Source organism: Paenibacillus sp. UASWS1643 (assembly GCF_008693195.1).
Lineage (GTDB): Bacteria > Bacillota > Bacilli > Paenibacillales > Paenibacillaceae > Paenibacillus > Paenibacillus amylolyticus_B.
This window is the reverse complement of sequence record NZ_VXKZ01000083.1, coordinates 1-17268: the sequence shown is the minus strand read 5'-3', so window position 1 is coordinate 17268 and position 17268 is coordinate 1. Positions and strand designations below refer to the sequence as shown.

The 17268-nt window shown below is 46.7% G+C and carries 20 protein-coding genes; 17 read left to right on the top strand and 3 right to left on the bottom strand.

Annotation, left to right across the window (positions count from 1 at the left end):
- On the top strand, positions 1 to 1362 hold the full coding sequence (locus FE296_RS01040; RefSeq protein WP_124117814.1) for a nucleobase:cation symporter-2 family protein: 1362 nt from the start codon (positions 1 to 3) through the stop codon (positions 1360 to 1362).
- Between the two features lie 280 nt (positions 1363 to 1642).
- Here FE296_RS01040 and FE296_RS01035 read toward each other — a convergent pair whose 3' ends face one another.
- Both FE296_RS01035 and FE296_RS01030 read right to left on the bottom strand, forming a co-directional pair.
- On the bottom strand, positions 1643 to 1981 hold the full coding sequence (locus FE296_RS01035) for a DUF4870 domain-containing protein (RefSeq protein WP_124117812.1): 339 nt from the start codon (positions 1979 to 1981) through the stop codon (positions 1643 to 1645).
- A 93-nt stretch (positions 1982 to 2074) separates the two neighbouring features.
- Positions 2075 to 2353, bottom strand: coding sequence for a transposase (locus FE296_RS01030; RefSeq protein ID WP_150364055.1), 279 nt, complete (start codon positions 2351 to 2353; stop codon positions 2075 to 2077).
- Between the two features lie 400 nt (positions 2354 to 2753).
- Between FE296_RS01030 and FE296_RS01025 the strand changes: the two genes are divergently transcribed.
- From FE296_RS01025 to FE296_RS00985, 9 genes are all read left to right on the top strand, one after another.
- The gene (locus tag FE296_RS01025) at positions 2754 to 2942 is read left to right on the top strand and encodes a hypothetical protein (protein WP_017690840.1); all 189 of its coding nucleotides are present in this window, start codon (positions 2754 to 2756) and stop codon (positions 2940 to 2942) included.
- 133 nt (positions 2943 to 3075) lie between these two features.
- On the top strand, positions 3076 to 3837 hold the full coding sequence (gene map / locus FE296_RS01020; RefSeq protein WP_150364054.1) for a type I methionyl aminopeptidase: 762 nt from the start codon (positions 3076 to 3078) through the stop codon (positions 3835 to 3837).
- 565 nt (positions 3838 to 4402) lie between these two features.
- Positions 4403 to 5455: a cytochrome c oxidase subunit II gene (gene coxB / locus FE296_RS01015; protein WP_047840266.1), complete on the top strand. Its 1053-nt coding sequence runs from the start codon at positions 4403 to 4405 to the stop codon at positions 5453 to 5455.
- Between the two features lie 71 nt (positions 5456 to 5526).
- Positions 5527 to 7377, top strand: a complete 1851-nt coding sequence (ctaD, locus tag FE296_RS01010) for a cytochrome c oxidase subunit I (RefSeq protein ID WP_371129104.1) — start codon at positions 5527 to 5529, stop codon at positions 7375 to 7377.
- The gene (locus FE296_RS01005) at positions 7374 to 8000 is read left to right on the top strand and encodes a cytochrome c oxidase subunit 3 (RefSeq protein WP_047840264.1); all 627 of its coding nucleotides are present in this window, start codon (positions 7374 to 7376) and stop codon (positions 7998 to 8000) included. The genes ctaD and FE296_RS01005 overlap by 4 nt, the downstream gene beginning before the upstream one ends.
- Before the next feature lie 3 nt (positions 8001 to 8003).
- Positions 8004 to 8324: a cytochrome C oxidase subunit IV family protein gene (locus tag FE296_RS01000; protein WP_036613178.1), complete on the top strand. Its 321-nt coding sequence runs from the start codon at positions 8004 to 8006 to the stop codon at positions 8322 to 8324.
- 108 nt (positions 8325 to 8432) lie between these two features.
- Positions 8433 to 9356, top strand: coding sequence for a cytochrome c oxidase assembly factor CtaG (gene ctaG / locus FE296_RS00995; RefSeq protein ID WP_150364053.1), 924 nt, complete (start codon positions 8433 to 8435; stop codon positions 9354 to 9356).
- 34 nt (positions 9357 to 9390) lie between these two features.
- Positions 9391 to 9855, top strand: coding sequence for a DUF420 domain-containing protein (locus tag FE296_RS00990; RefSeq protein ID WP_124117809.1), 465 nt, complete (start codon positions 9391 to 9393; stop codon positions 9853 to 9855).
- Between the two features lie 142 nt (positions 9856 to 9997).
- Entirely contained in the window at positions 9998 to 10369 is a 372-nt protein-coding gene (locus tag FE296_RS00985) for a hypothetical protein (RefSeq protein ID WP_124117807.1), read from the top strand.
- Positions 10370 to 10479: 110 nt separating this feature from the next.
- Here FE296_RS00985 and FE296_RS00980 read toward each other — a convergent pair whose 3' ends face one another.
- The gene (locus FE296_RS00980; protein WP_150364052.1) at positions 10480 to 10797 is read right to left on the bottom strand and encodes a hypothetical protein; all 318 of its coding nucleotides are present in this window, start codon (positions 10795 to 10797) and stop codon (positions 10480 to 10482) included.
- Between the two features lie 209 nt (positions 10798 to 11006).
- Here FE296_RS00980 and FE296_RS00975 point away from each other — a divergent pair, with 209 nt between their 5' ends.
- From FE296_RS00975 to FE296_RS00950, 7 genes are all read left to right on the top strand, one after another.
- Complete coding sequence (locus tag FE296_RS00975) at positions 11007 to 11720, top strand: hypothetical protein (protein WP_124117803.1); 714 nt, start codon at positions 11007 to 11009, stop codon at positions 11718 to 11720.
- A gap of 88 nt (positions 11721 to 11808) precedes the next feature.
- A complete protein-coding gene (locus FE296_RS00970; protein ID WP_091038380.1) occupies positions 11809 to 12198 on the top strand; it encodes a GntR family transcriptional regulator in 390 nt (129 codons plus the stop codon).
- A 13-nt stretch (positions 12199 to 12211) separates the two neighbouring features.
- Entirely contained in the window at positions 12212 to 13108 is an 897-nt protein-coding gene (locus FE296_RS00965) for an ATP-binding cassette domain-containing protein (RefSeq protein ID WP_124117801.1), read from the top strand.
- A 20-nt stretch (positions 13109 to 13128) separates the two neighbouring features.
- Complete coding sequence (locus tag FE296_RS00960; protein WP_124118078.1) at positions 13129 to 14031, top strand: ABC transporter ATP-binding protein; 903 nt, start codon at positions 13129 to 13131, stop codon at positions 14029 to 14031.
- Positions 14024 to 15319, top strand: a complete 1296-nt coding sequence (locus FE296_RS00955) for an ABC transporter permease (protein ID WP_124117799.1) — start codon at positions 14024 to 14026, stop codon at positions 15317 to 15319. The genes FE296_RS00960 and FE296_RS00955 overlap by 8 nt, the downstream gene beginning before the upstream one ends.
- A 174-nt stretch (positions 15320 to 15493) precedes the next feature.
- Positions 15494 to 15616: a hypothetical protein gene (locus FE296_RS33700; protein WP_260985488.1), complete on the top strand. Its 123-nt coding sequence runs from the start codon at positions 15494 to 15496 to the stop codon at positions 15614 to 15616.
- A gap of 133 nt (positions 15617 to 15749) precedes the next feature.
- Positions 15750 to 16970, top strand: a complete 1221-nt coding sequence (locus tag FE296_RS00950) for a TraB/GumN family protein (protein ID WP_124117797.1) — start codon at positions 15750 to 15752, stop codon at positions 16968 to 16970.
- The last annotated feature ends 298 nt before the right edge of the window (positions 16971 to 17268 follow it).

Sequence of the window (17268 nt, the reverse complement as noted above, 5' to 3'; positions counted from 1 at the left end):
ATGGCACGCGAACGTATTTTTCAGCGGCATCGGCATCCAATCAAAACGTTCTCACTCGGACTACAGCACGTGCTTGCGATGTATGCAGGAGCCGTCGTTGTCCCATTGATCGTTAGTAACGCATTAGGTTTTACACAGGAACAGCTAACCTATCTTATTGCCATTGACCTGCTTGCATGTGGTGTGGCTACATTGCTTCAGGTATGGGGAAATAAATATTTCGGCGTAGGGTTGCCTGTCATGCTCGGTTGTGCATTCCAGGCCGTGTCTCCGATGATCCTAATCGGGATGAACAGTGGAGTATCTGCCATTTACGGAGCGATCATCGCTTCAGGACTGTTCGTATTGATCTTCTCCGGAATCTTTGGGAAGCTTATTCGGCTCTTTCCGCCAGTGGTTACGGGTTCGGTGGTTACGATCATTGGTTTAACCTTGATTCCGGTTGCTTTCCACGATCTGGGCGGCGGTCAGGGGTCAGAAGATTTTGGCAGCGGAGTGAACTTGTTACTCGGTTTCGGCGTGCTGCTCTTTATCATTTTAATGACTCGATTCACAACAGGTTTTATCCGTTCCATCTCGGTACTGATTGGTCTGCTCGTAGGTACGGTGGCAGCAGGGTTCATGGGTGAGGTTAATTTTGCACCTATTCGCGATGCAAGTTGGTTCCATGTTGTTCAGCCGTTTTACTTCGGCAGACCGACGTTTGAGATTGTACCTATTCTGACGATGATTCTGGTGGCAATTGTCAGCGTGGCCGAGTCCACGGGTGTATTTATGGCTCTGGGCAAAATCCTGGACAAGGACCTGTCGTCCAAGGATCTGGCGCGCGGTTATCGCGCAGAGGGCCTGGCCATTGTGTTAGGTGGTATTTTCAACTCGTTCCCGTATACAACGTATTCGCAAAATGTAGGACTGGTACAGATGACACGTGTGAAGACACGTGATGTCATTGTGGTGGCTGGTGGAATCCTGGTGGTCATTGGATTTGTACCAAAAATTGCAGCCCTCGCACAGCTCGTTCCAGGGGCAGTGCTTGGCGGAGCCATGGTGGCCTTGTTCGGTATGGTGGTATCATCCGGTATCCGAATAATCGGTAGTCAGGTCGATCTGAATCGTCATGAAAATCTGTTTGTCATTGCTTGTTCAGTTGGCATGGGGCTGGGAGTTACCGTTGTGCCTGAGTTGTTTGCTGGGGCACCGGACTGGGCTCAGATTATGCTCGGTAACGGCATCATTGCAGGTAGCTTCACGGCGATCTTCATGAACCTGCTGTTCAACGGTCTGGGTACCCAGGAAACGGCTGCCAAGATGGTTGAACAACAGGCAGATGCCATCCTTGGAGAAACAGGCAAGTCGGCTTAATAGCCGAAACAAACCTATAATCCGCATGATTGTTATGTTAACGGTTTGGAATTTAACCTTAACAAGATGAACATTTAAGCAGGTTGATCCATCGTGATATACAGCATGAATGGTTTATGACATACATCATTTATACTGTGAATGTTCAACCACATGAACAAGTCACCTTTACATGCGAAACAACGAATATATGTTGAGGCCGGATATATAATAAAAAGACGATCCACAACCCATTTTAAAGGGGATGGATCGTCTTTTTTTGGATCATGTCTTCCTAAAGTTACATATGACGCATCTGTTTCTCTGCAAAATCGCCAACCCAAGGCAGCTTTAGCCATTTCCCCTGCAGGCTGGTGACCACCATGATGAGCCAGACCACCACACCGAGCAGGGATAACAGCGATGCCACCAGTGGCCCAAACAACGGAAGAAAAGCCGATAATACATGCCCAACCATAATGATGCCAAAGACGGTTACGGATTGCAGTGCATGAAATAACACAAACCGACTCCGTTTCTCCACCGCGAGAAAGACAATGCCACCTACAAAGGTAAATAGATAACACAGCATACCGGCAATATTTTCATCCAGACCGCTAGACGATTTCATGGGGGACATCCGGTCCAGCCTCCTTTACCCTTTTTTATTAGGCTATGAAGGAGGTGGACAGAACTGAACCGGTGAATTTATCTAGCTCCAAAACAAACAATATTATCTTCCGCCCTCAATCTGTCTGCGAGGGTTTGTGATCTTGCCCATTTTATCTGTATCGTTTTCTTTGGGAACCAAACGTTCATCAGTACGTCCATCATGGTGATTATCAAAAGCATACTCCGTCAGCTTCCATTCTGACTTGCCGAGAACGGGATCTGCAGGGAAGTGTTGCCCGCGATGCAGATGTTCCTCACGTCCGGCTTCGTTAATATATACTCCGTCGACTTCCACCTTTTCATGTGAAAGGGGCAGCATATCCTGTTCTTTACGTTCCATGAAACGGCGCCTCCTTTTATATACCATTAATTTAACTGTATGGGTTGTCCGTGATAATATCCCCCGAATAGTTCAGTGTTATGCTGGATATATTATTTCCGTATAGAATGGTGGCATTCATAACATATGATTCGGAATTAAACTTTTTGGGCATAAAAACCGTTATATTTATTAGAGGAAATCGTCAAGTCGTAAGATACTTCCGAATATGCTACAATAAGATTATGATTCATTCCGAATCATATCGGGTATTTATAGTGTCAGGTACTTGCTTTCTAGCGAGGTTCCCGACCTAAAGCTTGCTTTAAGCCGCGCACACAACTTCATGGATGGCATTTAAGACTTATTCGGCATTCTCTAAACGGAGCATTCACTTTCAACGTTTTGGGAGGGAATTACAATGGCAACGAAAGGTCACAATGAGGTCAAAGAAAGTTTGAGGGAAATGACTCGGATTTTCCGTCCTAAAGATCCAAAAAAATTCGTGAAGGAGTACGTGAGAAAATACCGGATTACGGGTGGATACGAGGAAGAATTGACTTCTGTGGTTGAGCATGAGCTTGTCAAGATGGATTCTTCCGTGTCCTGAAACAACACACAACTCTGATTATACTGTTCCGATAATGAATAGAACCGTCTCCCGGGCGATAAGCTCCGGCAGGCGGTTTTTTTTGCGTCCCTGCTGCATATATATGGGAGTACACCTACAGCGGGAAGGATGAATGCATGTGGACCCTATTTTGAAAACAAAAGAAGAGATTGGCTACATGCGGGAAGCTGGACGAATTTTGCGAAGTTGTCACCAGCATATTGAGCAGTGGATGATCCCCGGTATCACGACAGCAGAGATTAATGAGCGAGTGGAAGAGTTTCTGGCAGCACGAGGAGCCACACCGGAGCAAAAAGGGTATAAAGGATATCCGTACGCAACGTGTGCTTCTGTCAATGAAGTGGTCTGCCACGGATTTCCGGGGGAAGAGGAGCTGGCGAGTGGGGATGTAGTGACCATCGATATGGTGGTGAACAAAGACGGCTGGCTTGCTGACTCGGCCTGGACATATGGAATTGGTGAAACAAGCAGATCCGTTCGCAAGCTGATGAGACGCACGGAGAAGGCACTTGAGCGGGCGATTGTCCAGGCAGTTCCAGGAAATACACTCGGAGATATTGGAAGTGCCATTGAACGAACAGCCAGACTGTATCGGTACGGGATCGTGAAGCCTCTCATTGGTCATGGGATTGGTCAATATATTCATGAACCCCCAAATGTGTTGCCTTACGGCAAACGCAGAACGGGCACGATGCTCACCGAGGGCATGGTTATTACGATTGAGCCAATCTTTACAAAAGGCAGTTCCGGGGCCGTTGTGTGGGATGAAGATGGATGGACGGTAAGGACGGTAGATGGCAGCTGGGGGGTCCAGTATGAGCATACGGTTGCGATTACTGGGAATGGCCCCTTGATTCTGACCGATGGCACGTGAGATGAAGTCAATGAAGAAGAGGACTTGAGTTGAACTTTCTCCCAAATGCTCCATGCTGTTTTGAGCTTGAAGATAGCGGTATGGAGCGATAGGCATGTCTTCTGAATGGATATGGAAGAGGTTTTCCATAAATTCTGATCTTTCTTTTGCATAATAGCACATGTTTTCAATGTGAGAAAAATCACCAATAAATCGAGTTTTATCACCGAAATTTGGCAAAAATTTTCAAATGTAGAGTGTAATACTTTTAACTGAAATCGTTTGCAAATCAAGTTGTAGAGCGGTTTTTTACATAAAGTGAACAATTTGTGAACATGTGTCCAAAGATTGACAAAATCATACCCTCAACTTATATTTAATAAGTGATTGAAGCATATAGAATGAATTGGAAGAATGCGCAGACATGCCCTGAGCAGGAAATCACGGGAGTACTGGAAGCGTTATTTTTGTAAGCGTTCTGTATGATGAAGAGGATTATGCGTATCGTGCTGAAACGTACCTTTTGTTGCCTTTCTACCGAACGACAACGGTAATCTACGAAAACGTAAAAAAGTGGGGTAGATCAATGATGAAACAGTGGCAGGTTGCAAAGCGAATTCTCCCCTTGCTGGCGGTGTTCTCTTTGCTGCTATCCGCATGCGGGCGGGAAGACTTGTCGGTAATGAAACCTCAGGGTCCTGTAGCGCAAGGCCAATATGATCTGATGAAGTTATCCATCGCGATTATGATCGTGGTGCTCATCATTGTATTTGCCATAGCGGCCTATGTTCTGATCCGGTTTCGTAGACGAGCCGGGCAGACTGAGATGCCCGAACAGGTTGAAGGTAATTTCAAGCTGGAAGTAATATGGACAGCCATTCCGTTATTGCTGGTTATTGTTCTGGCAGTACCGACGGTCCAAACGATTTTTGCCCAAGGCGAAGATCTGTCCAATGACAAAAACGCACTTAAGGTCCAAGTCACCTCACATCAGTACTGGTGGGAATTCACTTATCCTCAATATGACGTAACCACCGCTCAAGATCTCATCATCCCGACCGGAACAAAAATCGCATTCGAATTAAAAACCGCTGACGTGCTTCACTCCTTCTGGGTGCCGTCACTTGCGGGCAAAATGGACACAAACCCGGATGGAACACTTAACAAGTTCAGTTTCTCTGCACCGAATGAAGGCGTTTACCGCGGTAAATGTGCCGAGTTATGTGGCCGATCGCATGCTTTCATGGAGTTTAAGGTAAAAGCAGTGAGTCAGGAATCGTTTGACAGATGGGTGAACCAGATGAAAGCACCCGCAGTCCTTCCTGAAGACACTCAATTGGCCGAAAAGTTCAAAACAAACTGCCTTTCTTGCCACGCTGTTGGTGATCAAGGTGGACCGGTTGCACCTAACCTGACGGGAATCGGCGGCAAGGAATCTGTCGCAGGCATTTTGCTGAATTCTCGCGAGGGACAGGAAGAAGGTAGTCCGGTACTGGATAACATGAAAGAATGGCTCCATGATCCACAATCCGTGAAGCCGGGCAATACCATGCCGAATCCCAAGGATCTTGGGTTGACGGATGAAGAAATCGACGGAATTGCCGAATATCTGGCCAACTACAAATTGGACTATGAATAGAACAGCAAGGACGAAGAAGGGGGTACACAACCTTGGCTCATGCGCATAGCGTCAAGAGGTACAGGGGCTTGATGGATTGGATCACCACCGTCGATCACAAAAAAATCGCCATTCTTTATTTGGTTGCGGGTGGATTTTTCTTTGGAATCGGCGGCATTGAAGCCATTTTGATTCGGATTCAACTGATGAAGCCTATGAATGATTTTGTATCGGCACAGGTCTTCAACGAATTGATTACAATGCATGGAACAACGATGATTTTTCTTGGTGTCATGCCACTTATATTTGCCATTATGAATGCTGTCGTGCCTTTGCAGATCGGGGCACGGGACGTTGCATTCCCGTTTCTTAACGCGTTGGGTTTCTGGACATTCCTGTTTGGTGGATTGTTGCTGAACCTGAGCTGGGTTATGGGCGGAGCACCAGATGCGGGCTGGACCTCATATACGCCGCTTTCGGGCAGTGAGTACAGTGGAACGCATGGTGTGGATTTCTACACCATCGGCCTTCAGATCGCGGGTCTGGGAACGCTCATCGGGGGCATTAACTTTCTCGCAACGATTATTACAATGCGTGCTCCAGGCATGTCCTACATGCGGATGCCGATGTTTACATGGACGACATTTATTACATCTGCTATTATCCTTTTTGCTTTTCCTGCCATCACGGTAGGGCTTGTACTTTTGACGTTTGACCGTATACTGGGAGCGAATTTCTTCGATGTAGCAGGTGGCGGTAACCCCGTACTCTGGCAGCACATCTTCTGGATCTTCGGGCACCCGGAAGTATACATTCTGATTTTGCCGGCATTTGGTATTATCTCGGAGGTTATTCCGACCTTCTCGCGTAAACGGTTGTTCGGATACAGCTCCATGGTATTTGCCACCATCCTGATTGCCTTCCTGGGCTTCATGGTATGGGCGCATCACATGTTTACAACAGGTCTGGGTAATGTAGCCAACGCGCTTTTCTCCATCTCCACGATGTTGATTGCCGTACCTACCGGGATCAAAATCTTTAACTGGCTCTTTACGATGTGGGGTGGACAGATCCGCTTTACCGCGGCAAACCTGTTCGCAGTTGGATTTGTTCCAACCTTCGTTATGGGTGGTGTTACAGGCGTCATGCTGGCATCTGCTCCGGCAGACTTCCAGTTCCATGATACGTACTTTGTTGTAGCCCACTTCCACTACGTTATTGTAGGGGGGCTCGTACTTGGATTGTTCTCGGGACTGCATTACTGGTGGCCGAAGATGTTCGGACGTATTCTCAGCGAAACACTGGGCAAATGGACGTTCTGGACATTTATGATCGGTTTCCAATTAACGTTCTTTGTACAGCATTTCCTCGGTCTGATGGGGATGCAGCGCCGGATCGTTACATACTTGCCGAATCAGGACTTTGACCTGCTCAATCTGGTCAGCTCCGTCGGTGCGTTTCTAATGGGTGTTGGGGTTATCATGTTCCTCGTGAACATCGTAATCACAATGAGAAAACCGGCTGGCGCGCCAAACGATCCGTGGGAAGACGGCCGTACACTGGAATGGTCTATTCCATCTCCGCCGCCTGAATATAACTTCAAGCAGACGCCGCTGGTACGCGGAATTGATGCATATTGGAAGGAAAAAATGGCAGGACATACGGAGATGACACCGGCAGAACCTGTAGGTTCGATTCATATGCCTTCAGCAACGCCGTTGCCGTTTGTAATGTCAGTAGGTATCTTTATCGCCGGACTTGGCTTGATGTTCAGCAAGGATGAATTTGGTAATGCATTTATGAATGTCATTTTTAACAATTATATTGTAGTTATTATTGGTCTCGTAATCACATTTGGCGCAATGGCACTTCGTTCACTTTATGATGATCATGGCTGGCATATTGAACCGGAGGATCAGGATGAGAAGGGGGCTAGAACATGACAACCTCACATGCCGAACCGGTGAACGACAAATTGCCGCATGAACCGGAGAAAGCAACGCTGGAAGGCCGTAACAAGCTTATCGCCTTCTGGTTGTTCCTTGGCGGCGAGACGGTACTGTTCGGTACACTCTTTGCTACCTTCCTGGCTCTTCGTGGCCAAACCAATGATGGACCTACGGCGAATGAGCTGTTCCACCTGCCACTTGTGGCCGCTGCAACGTTCATTCTCCTGGTCAGTAGTTTGACAAGTGTATTTGCGATTCAGGCCATGCATAAGGGCAAGCGAGATGCACTAGCGTTGTGGCTTGGCATCACGGTAGTACTGGGTATGGGATTTCTCGCCCTGGAAATTTACGAGTTCTACGAGTATGTGAAACATAAAGAGTTTGGCATGACCACCAGTGCATTCAGTTCAGCATTCTATACACTGGTCGGGTTCCACGGAGCCCACGTTGCTTTTGGTATTGTGTGGATCGGAATCATTATCGGTCAGCTGTTCAAAAAAGGATTGACGGTCGTAACCGCACCTAAAGTATACGTCTCCGCAATGTACTGGCACTTTATTGACGTGGTCTGGGTGTTCATCTTTACGGTCGTGTACCTGCTCGGAAAGGTGGGGTAGCACATGTCGGCACAGGATAAGACAGATCAACAGCCTGTGAAACACCGTCACCGGACGGAAGGGCCACAGAAACACGTCGTGGTGTTTATCTTCTCCATTATTCTCACGCTGATTGCGTTTGCGGCTGCTTCTGCCGGAGGGGTCAACACAACCTTTATCATTATTATTTTGCTCGTCATGGCTATTCTTCAAGTTTTCGTTCAGTTGGGTTATTGGATGCACTTGAAGGACAAAGGGCACTTGATGCCGATTTTGTTCATGGCCTTTGGCTTTTTCGTAGCCTTTACGTGCATCATTATGGCACTCTATTGGGTCTGGTGGTAAAAGAGATGGCGGCGGCGCAATGCCGCCGTCTTTTCCCCTTTTTGGCGAATGAATCTTCGCAACGAAATAAAGGCAACAACCAAATCAGGTCACGGGGAGGTTTCCCGTATGCTCGGGTTGCAATATTTTAGCTTCAACGATTTATGGAGTCCGCTTATATTGGCTGTATTTCTGATCATTGCTGCGGCTTATCTGGTGCTTGTGGGACCGTTAAGCGAACAAATAAAGGATGCAGAACCTGCGACTGCTGCACAGAAAATCATGTTTATTACAGGGCTGTTTGTCCTGTATCTGGCTCAGGCTGGACCCTTTAATCTGCTTGGTCACGTGATGTTTAGCTTCCACATGGTAAGTATGGCGTTATCCTATCTGGTAGCTCCGCCACTGATGATGAAAGGTTTGCCGATCTGGGTATGGCGCAGAATCGTACGCTGGTTGCCTACACGCCAGCTATCGTTCCTGGCTCATCCGATCGTTGCGGCAGTGCTCTTTAACGGGCTGTTCTCGCTGTATCACCTACCGATTGTACATGATTACGTCATGCTGAATTTTACCGTTCACCGGTTGTATTATATTGCATTGTTCATCACCTCGATGCTCATGTGGTGGACATTGCTGAATCCGTTGCCAGAAGGCAGACAAGCATCGGGGTTATCCAAGATCGGTTTTATTTTTCTGAATATGGTACTGCTTACGCCTGCGTGTGGATTGATTATTTTTGCGGCCGAGCCGTTGTATCAGACGTACAGCAACCCGGCCGTATGGGCTGAAGCAATGCGGTATTGTGTGTCTGGAGATTCTACGGCGTTACTTCGCTCATTCGGTGGGCCTGCGTTCTTCAACTTTCTGTCTTCCGCGAAGGAAGATCAGCAGGTCGGTGGCATTGTAATGAAGTTTATTCAGGAAGGAATCTTTGCCTCCATGCTGGCTTATGTCTTTTTCCAATGGTATCGGAAAGAGAAGCAGGAAGAAGATGATGATTCGTATCCTGCAGGGGGCGCAGGGGGGCCGCTCAATCCGGCTGCCAAATAATGAAGTAATGTTCTGACAAGAGGGGGAACACACGATGGATATGTATTTTTGGCTACCAACGATCAGTACTTCTTTCATTGTGATTAGTGCAGTGCTGGTGGGGATTGGATGGGTACTGATTATTCGGGGTAAACGTGAGGCTCATCAGTCCGCCATGGTAGCAGGTGCGATTGCAGCTCTAATCTTCTTTGTGATCTATATGTCTCGTACAGTGTTCGTGGGCAATACAGCTTGGGGCGGGGACCCGGATCTGGAGATCTTTTATCGGATATTTCTGATCTTTCATATTATCCTCGCTACCGTGGCAGCGGTATTCGGCATCTCCACACTGGTGCTGGGGTTCAAAAAGAAGTTCGGAACACATCGCCGTTGGGGCAAGTTCACGTCCATGATCTGGTTCGGATCAGCGCTAACGGGTGTTGTCGTGTATGTTCTTCTATATCTCTTATACCCTGGTGGTCATACACGTCCGGTATGGGAAGTTATCCTCGGCGTATAAAAGTAGAGATATAACCTCCGGCTACTCGGGCGTGCGTCACTATAACCTTCTGAAAATATGAAAATGGACGAATCTAGTATACGATTCGTCCACGCTTCCTCTCTCATTCATTCATAGAATGAGTTCGAGAGGGGGAAACAAAATGAAAAAAACAGTCAATGTCAGTCAAACGTATCCACGTCTCACGGTGTATTCCGAAGAGAACTACAGAGGGAGAAGCCGCATTTATCGTGGCAATACGGGGCTCCGCAACCTGGACAATATTTTGGATGGGGTGGAGAGCCTGCGCTTTTTCTCAACAAGTTCCAATGCAACACTGGTTGTGTTTACACGTCCTAACTTCCAAGGTGGATTCCGGGTCTTCCGAGGCAACACCAACTTGAGAGATTTGGATGATCTGATCCGAGGCAATGATGTGGAATCCCTGATCTCCACCAATCAACGGTTAACGCTGGCTCAGATTCGCGCAATCCGCAGGGATCGCAGTCTGCCTAATGGCTATAACCTCGTTTAATTGAAAGGCCTCTTCTTCTAACAGGTGCTAGAGAACGGCAAAGGGCTGTATCCGAATTGTGTTTACACAATAACGGGTACAGCTCTTCTTTTGTCATTGGGGAATGATGTTTAATCCCCGCCACCTCCACTGTCTCCACTGCCACTATCCCCACCACTGTCGTTGCTGCTACCACTATCGCTGTTGTAATGAGAATGTGTGCCTGATGAAGAATCTGAATCATGGTGTCTGTGGTCCGCTGTGTGTCTGGAATGTCGATCGTAGGAGTCATCTCCTGTAATGACCGGATATCCCGAAGCAGAGTCGGTATAACCGTTGTTACGGCGGATGCGGTGTCTGCCTTTTTTGGCAGAATGACGATGAGGCACCAACCATATTATGACGATAAGGAAAAGGAGTACAAATCCGATCTCTACCAGCCAATCCATAGTTGTAACCTTCCTTTCTTTGATCCGTGACTATAATTTATTTTAACGTAAATTCAAACTGTGTCCTATCCCATCTTCCTGATTCAGGAAATTTAGGGGTTGACGGGATGATGATTTGGTCTGTATACTGTGTATATTGATATATACAGTAAACACAGTGAGCACAGCAAGCAAGATGAGTGAATGACAGGTGAAAGGCAGGCATGCATATGAATGAATGGAAGCAGGGGTGGTGGTTGACCCGCAACCAAATGAGTAAGGATAAGCTCCAATGGCTATGGTCTGCAATATTCATGATATACACTGGCGGTATGAGCGGTGTGATGTTATTGGGACAACAACAGACAGATTTCATTAATCCGGTAGTGGATTCCTTCTTTTTGATCATGTTGCCATTTCAAGGGTTCATGTTCTGCAGGCGCTCCTTCCGTTACATACACGAGGATTCCTATACGCAGATGTTGGCCTACTATCGCAGAATCCCGATCCCGGAACAAACGGTGATGTGGTCCAGGTTACAGCAATCTGTGATGGCGTTTGCGTACAATGGTATTTTTTTCTACGGATCACTATATGTGGTTAACCTTCATACCGAAGGATTCCGATGGGATCAATATCTGGCCTTTAGCTTGACCTGTACAGGTTATGGACTTTTGGTAACAGGATTCTATATTTATGGAGAGTTTCTGAACAGTGGCAAGAAATACTTGGTTCTCAGCACGCTTTTTGTACCCATTGCGATTGCCATATCTTTATTGATTCGAATGTCAGGCAGTTACGGTTTTCGAATGGTGATGGATGCAAGTAAATCAGGGGGGCTGCTGTCCCCGATCATGTGGATTTCTCTGGTGGCTGGCGTAGCGGTATTGTGGCTATGTAGTCGTTTGACGCTGAAGAAGCTGGTTCATCGGGATTTGAATTAAATGAGAGTTGAGCTTATGTACGAATACAGGATGAAACCGGCACGGTCAGGTAACAGACTGGAGTGTACCGGAGGGCGAGGTGCAAGATGTGAAAATACCCATTCAAATTAATGAAAATAGCGCTGAACCTTTATACCACCAAATTGAAAATCAATTAAGATCTTTAATTATAACGGGTCAGTTGGGGGAGGGGACACATTTGCCGTCCATTCGTGAGTTCGCCGGAGCGCTGAATTGCAGTGTTATTACGGTTAGACGGGTCTATCAGGATCTGGAGAATGAAGGTCTGCTTCGTACGAAGCAGGGGACAGGTACATTTGTGGCCCAGGTAGAAGCCGGCGATAGAGAAAATTATAGATTGAAGGCCGCACAGGAAGCGATGCAGGCTGCGGTGCAGTCTGGAAAATCGGTAGGCTGTACGGAAGAAGAGATGGAGAGCCTGTTCCGGGAAGTTCTCAAGGCTATCTACGCGAAGTAAGGGAGTGATTCATATGGAACCCATAGCAGTTCAGTTGAACGGCGTATCCAAAATGCGAAAACGCAGAGTTATTGGCCCGATTGATCTCACCATCCCGGAAGGGTATGTAGTGGCTATTCTGGGTCACAACGGTTCAGGCAAAAGCACACTACTTAACATGTTGCAACAAGTGGTGCTGCCAGACGCTGGGCAGATTATATGGTTTGGTCAGGAACATGATGGGACTCTTCCCATCGAACTGAGACAACAGATTGGTTTTGTGGCAGATAATGCTGGTCTGGAAGAAAATCGGATAACAGCACAGGAAGCAGCCCATTTCCGGGCGTACTGGTACCCTCGATGGGATATGAAGTTGTTCGATCAACTGATTCGCGATATGGAAGTACCTGTTGATGTGAAGCTGAACAAGATGTCCAAGGGAGAACGGCGAAAATTTGAGATTGCAGCTGCACTGGCAGCTCGCCCAAGACTATTGCTTTTGGATGAGCCTTCCTCAGGACTTGACCCCTTTGCCTGGAAAGTGATGGTGGAGCAGTTCCGTACCTACATGGCTGAGGGGGACACCACGATTCTGATTGCCACACATATTGCGGACGAAGTCAAAAGGCTTGCGGATTACATCGTATTGATGCACCGTGGTCAGTCGCTGGGGATGGCCGAGAAAGATATGGTGCTCGATCAGTGGAAAGAAGTCTGGTATGAAGGCGATTTAAGGCCTGAGAGTATCCCCGGTCTTGTGGAATCTGCTATGGAAGAGGGGGGACTGGTTCGCGTCATTACAACCCGGGTCAGCGAAGCGCAGGAGAGGCTGGAGCTTTCGAATAACCGAGTATTGAAAATCCGCAACCTGGAATTAGATGAAGTGCTGGCGTTCTGGATTGCCGGGTATGCACCCGTACAGTGGAAATAACCGAAGGGAGACGATAAATGATGAACCGATTGGAATTGAAGCAAGTCGTCAAGCAGTATGCAGACAAAACAGCCGTTAATGGAGTCACGCTCAATGTAAAAGAGGGGGAGATTTACGGACTGCTGGGAGCCAATGGTGCAGGTAAAACAACAACAATGCGCATGGTGCTCGGACTGATTCACCCTGATGGAGGGAATATCCGGTACAATGGCAAGCCTTATAGCACGGAGCTGCAACAGATTATGGGTTATCTTCCGGAAGAGCGCGGATTGTACCCGAAGGTGAAAGTCAGCGAACAGATTAATTACCTGGCACGGCTTCGTGGCATGAATGGTAAGGATGCAGATCAGAGCCTCAAGTACTGGTTGAATCGGTTTGAGGTACCTGAGTATTACGATAAGAAGATCGAGGAGTTATCCAAAGGTAATCAGCAGAAAATGGGCTTTATCGCAGCCGTAGTGCATAGACCGCAGATTCTCATTCTGGATGAAGCGTTCAGTGGACTGGATCCTGTGAACGTGGAATTACTCAAGTCCACCGTCAAAGAATTGCGTGACGAAGGCACGGCCATTCTGTTCTCAACACACCGTATGGAGCACGTTGAAGAGTTGTGTCGTCAGATCACCATTCTGCATCGTTCCAACACGGTGGTTCAAGGAGAGATCAAGGAGATCAAGAGCCGGTATCCGCGTGAACAGGTATTCCTGGGTACGATTGGTAGTGTGGAAGGACTCGAACAGTTGTCTGGTGTGAAGAAAGTCGAGCGGAATGAGCGCGGGTACCTGATACATATTAGTCAGGTGGAAGCGGCTCAAGAGATTCTGAGAACAGCTATGACTCAGACGACAGTGGAACACTTTGAACTGAAGGAACCAACGCTTAACCAAATCTTTATTCGTGAGGTAGGTGAGTCGAATGAATAAAATGGGAACGATTACGGGTTTTACATTCAAAAACAAAGTTAAAACGAAATCATTCATGGTAACGACCATTGTACTTGCACTTTTAATTTCAATCGGACTCAATGTTCCGTATTTCATTACCTTATTCAACGGGGGTTCCATTGGCGGAGCTTCCAGCAGCAATCCTGTGAATATCGGTCTTCTGAGTTCGGGGCAGCCTGAAGTTTCGGAGAAACTGGAGAGCTTCTCTGCGGCTCAAGGAGATAAGGCCTATCGATTCATTGCCAGTGGTGACAAAGATGAGGCTGCTCTTGCGGCGGATGTGGAAGCAGGACTTACCGATGGTTATCTGAAGTTTGAAGCTGTTTCCGGGCAAGAGTTCCCGCAGCCCATTCTATATTCAGCAGAAGACGTATCACCTCAGATCATTGCATCCATTGAAGCAGCGTTGCAGAGTGTGAAGCTGGATGTGGTTGTGAAGGATGTACTCACAGCGGAGCAGAAGGAACTGATTACAACACCTGTGAAGCTCACCGAGCAAAGTTTGAGTACGGATGAGAGCGGAGCAGGTACTGAGTCTGAAGGTGCAATGAGCCCGATTAACTATATTGTGGTGTACTTGCTGATCATCCTGCTGTTTACCTCGACGATGATGACAGGTAACATGATTGCCTCCGAGATCACAGCGGAGAAGAGCTCACGTATTATGGAGATTCTGATTACGAGTGTATCACCGCTCAGTCAGATGTTTGGTAAAATCATCGGGATCTTCATGGTGGGGATGCTGCAAATCGGGATCTTCGGAGCGGTGGTTGCCGGAAATATCTTACTACCTCATAACCGTGCAGTGTTAGGTGATTTCAATATGAATCTGAGTGATGTGAATATTGCGGTTATTGTGTATGGACTCATATTCTACATTCTGGGCTACTTCCTGTATGCCGTGTTGTTCGCTGCCATTGGCTCAATGGTAAGCCGTACGGAAGAACTCGGTCAGGCTGTTCTGCCGATTACGATGTTGTCGCTCGTTTCCTTCTATATTGCGATCTTCAGTATTTCTACGCCGAACATTCTGTTGTTGAAAATCGCAAGCTTCATTCCATTCACGTCGCCGACCGCGATTCTGGTTCGAATCGGCGCAGGAGTTGCGCCAACTTGGGAGATTCTAACGTCCTTAGCGATTCTCATTGTATCCATTATCGTTTTCGGATGGCTTGCAGCCAAAATCTATCGCACGGGTGTGTTGATGTACGGTAAACGCCCAACCTTTAAGGAATTGTTTAAGGCCATGAAGGCTTATAAGATCTAATATAGTTTATTCAGTTCTACGCTACGCATTGATTTTTTAATGGAAACATAGGTTTCTTACATTGATCCAGTACAACAATAAAAAAACAAAGCACATATGTGGAGGGGATTAAATATGATTAATCAATTAAATACAAAGTCTTATAAGTTAATGAGCACAGGAGTAGTTGTTCTATTGTTAGCATCAGTCATAAGTGGAGAAGGTTCTGTAGTGAAGGACGCAGTTCAAGGGGCGATGATGGGAGCTGGAGCTATTTTTGCAGCTGTAGGTCTCTGGATGGCTGGCAGCAAAAAGTAATGAAAAAATAAACAAAAAATGGGTGCTACTCTAAAGATGGGTGGCACCATTTCCACCTTTATCCGTAGTATCTAAGTATGTCCATTCTATCAAAATGATTGGCAACTATATTCAATAAAGGAGAATACATAATATGAAGAATTGGAAACGCACGCTATTATCTCTTACAATCTCGGTAGGTTTGCTCGCATCTGCGGTACCGGCAATGGCAGCTTCTCAGGGAACTTCCGTAAAGGTCAATGATCATGCGGTGAAATATGCTACAGGAGCACCGATCCTGGAAAAAGGCACAACACTGGTTCCGCTGCGCACTACGCTGGATGCCATGGACGTGAAGCTAACAACTGCGACAGATGATACGATCACGGCTGTAGTAGATGGCAAAACGATTACACTCAAAAGCAAGCTTACACGGATCAACGGTGTAACGTATGCGCCAATCCGCATCGTCGGTGATGCTGCAGGTTATGAAGTTCGCTGGGATGCTGCAACGCGCACCGTGCTGTTGGTATCCAAAGGGGGAGCCACTGAAACTGCGCAAACCGGTGGACGTGGCTTCATGTGGGAAGTTGAAAGCAATGGCAACACGGTCTATCTGGTAGGGTCCATGCATATTGCTGATGAGAGCTTCTATCCATTACGTCCGGAGTTTGAAGAAGCCTTTGCGGAAGCTGACTATCTCGGGGTGGAGATTGATATTAGCAAAGCCGCTGATGAAGAGCAGCAAAAGCTGGTTCTAAGTCTGGGTTCGTATCAAGATGGAACAACACTGAAAGATCACATTTCCAGTGAAACGTATACTAAGCTGGGTGATGTATTGAAGAAAAATGGTCTGGAGTCTAACGCTTTGGATGCATTTAAGCCTTGGGTAGTGGAAAGCACACTCACAAGTTTGAAGTCCACAACGGCTGGATACGAAGCGTCAGCAGGAGTGGATCTGTATTTCATCCAGAAAGCGATCGAGCGCAAACTTCCAGTTATTGAGTTGGAGAGTTATCAATCTCAACTTGGCATGTTTAACGACTTCTCCAAAGAAACACAAGAGGAAACACTGAAAGCGACAATCGAAAACTTCGACGTGTTGGACAACAGTGTGAAAGAAATGGCTGAGATGTGGAAAACGGGTAATGACGAGCAATTGCTTGAACTGACAAACAGCTTCTCCACTAACGAGGAATATAACAAAGCAATGCTGGTTGATCGTAACATTGGTATGGCGGACAAAATCGATGGTTACTTGAAAAACGGCAAAGGCGAGGAGTATTTCATTGTTGTTGGTGCGGCACACTACCTGGGCGATCACGGTATCGTGAAATTGCTTGAAGATAAAGGATATAAAGTAGAACGTAAGTAAATATAGATAGATTACTATAGAAGGTAACCCATTCGTCTCGAATAAGAGAGTTGAGAGGGTTACCTTCTTATATATAGAAGAAAGACAGATTAGATAGTGAAGATCAAGTGCATGATAACACAATTGAACATATGATTACATTGTAGATTCAAGGTCCTTAATAGGGTTAGATTGTAGAATTAATATTTTTGGAAAATAACTCTTTACAAGTACGTGTGCTGCATGGTATATTCTATTTCCGGCCGAAAAAACACGAGATACACGGTGCGGCAAGCGAATGAAATAAGCTTCGAAAGAA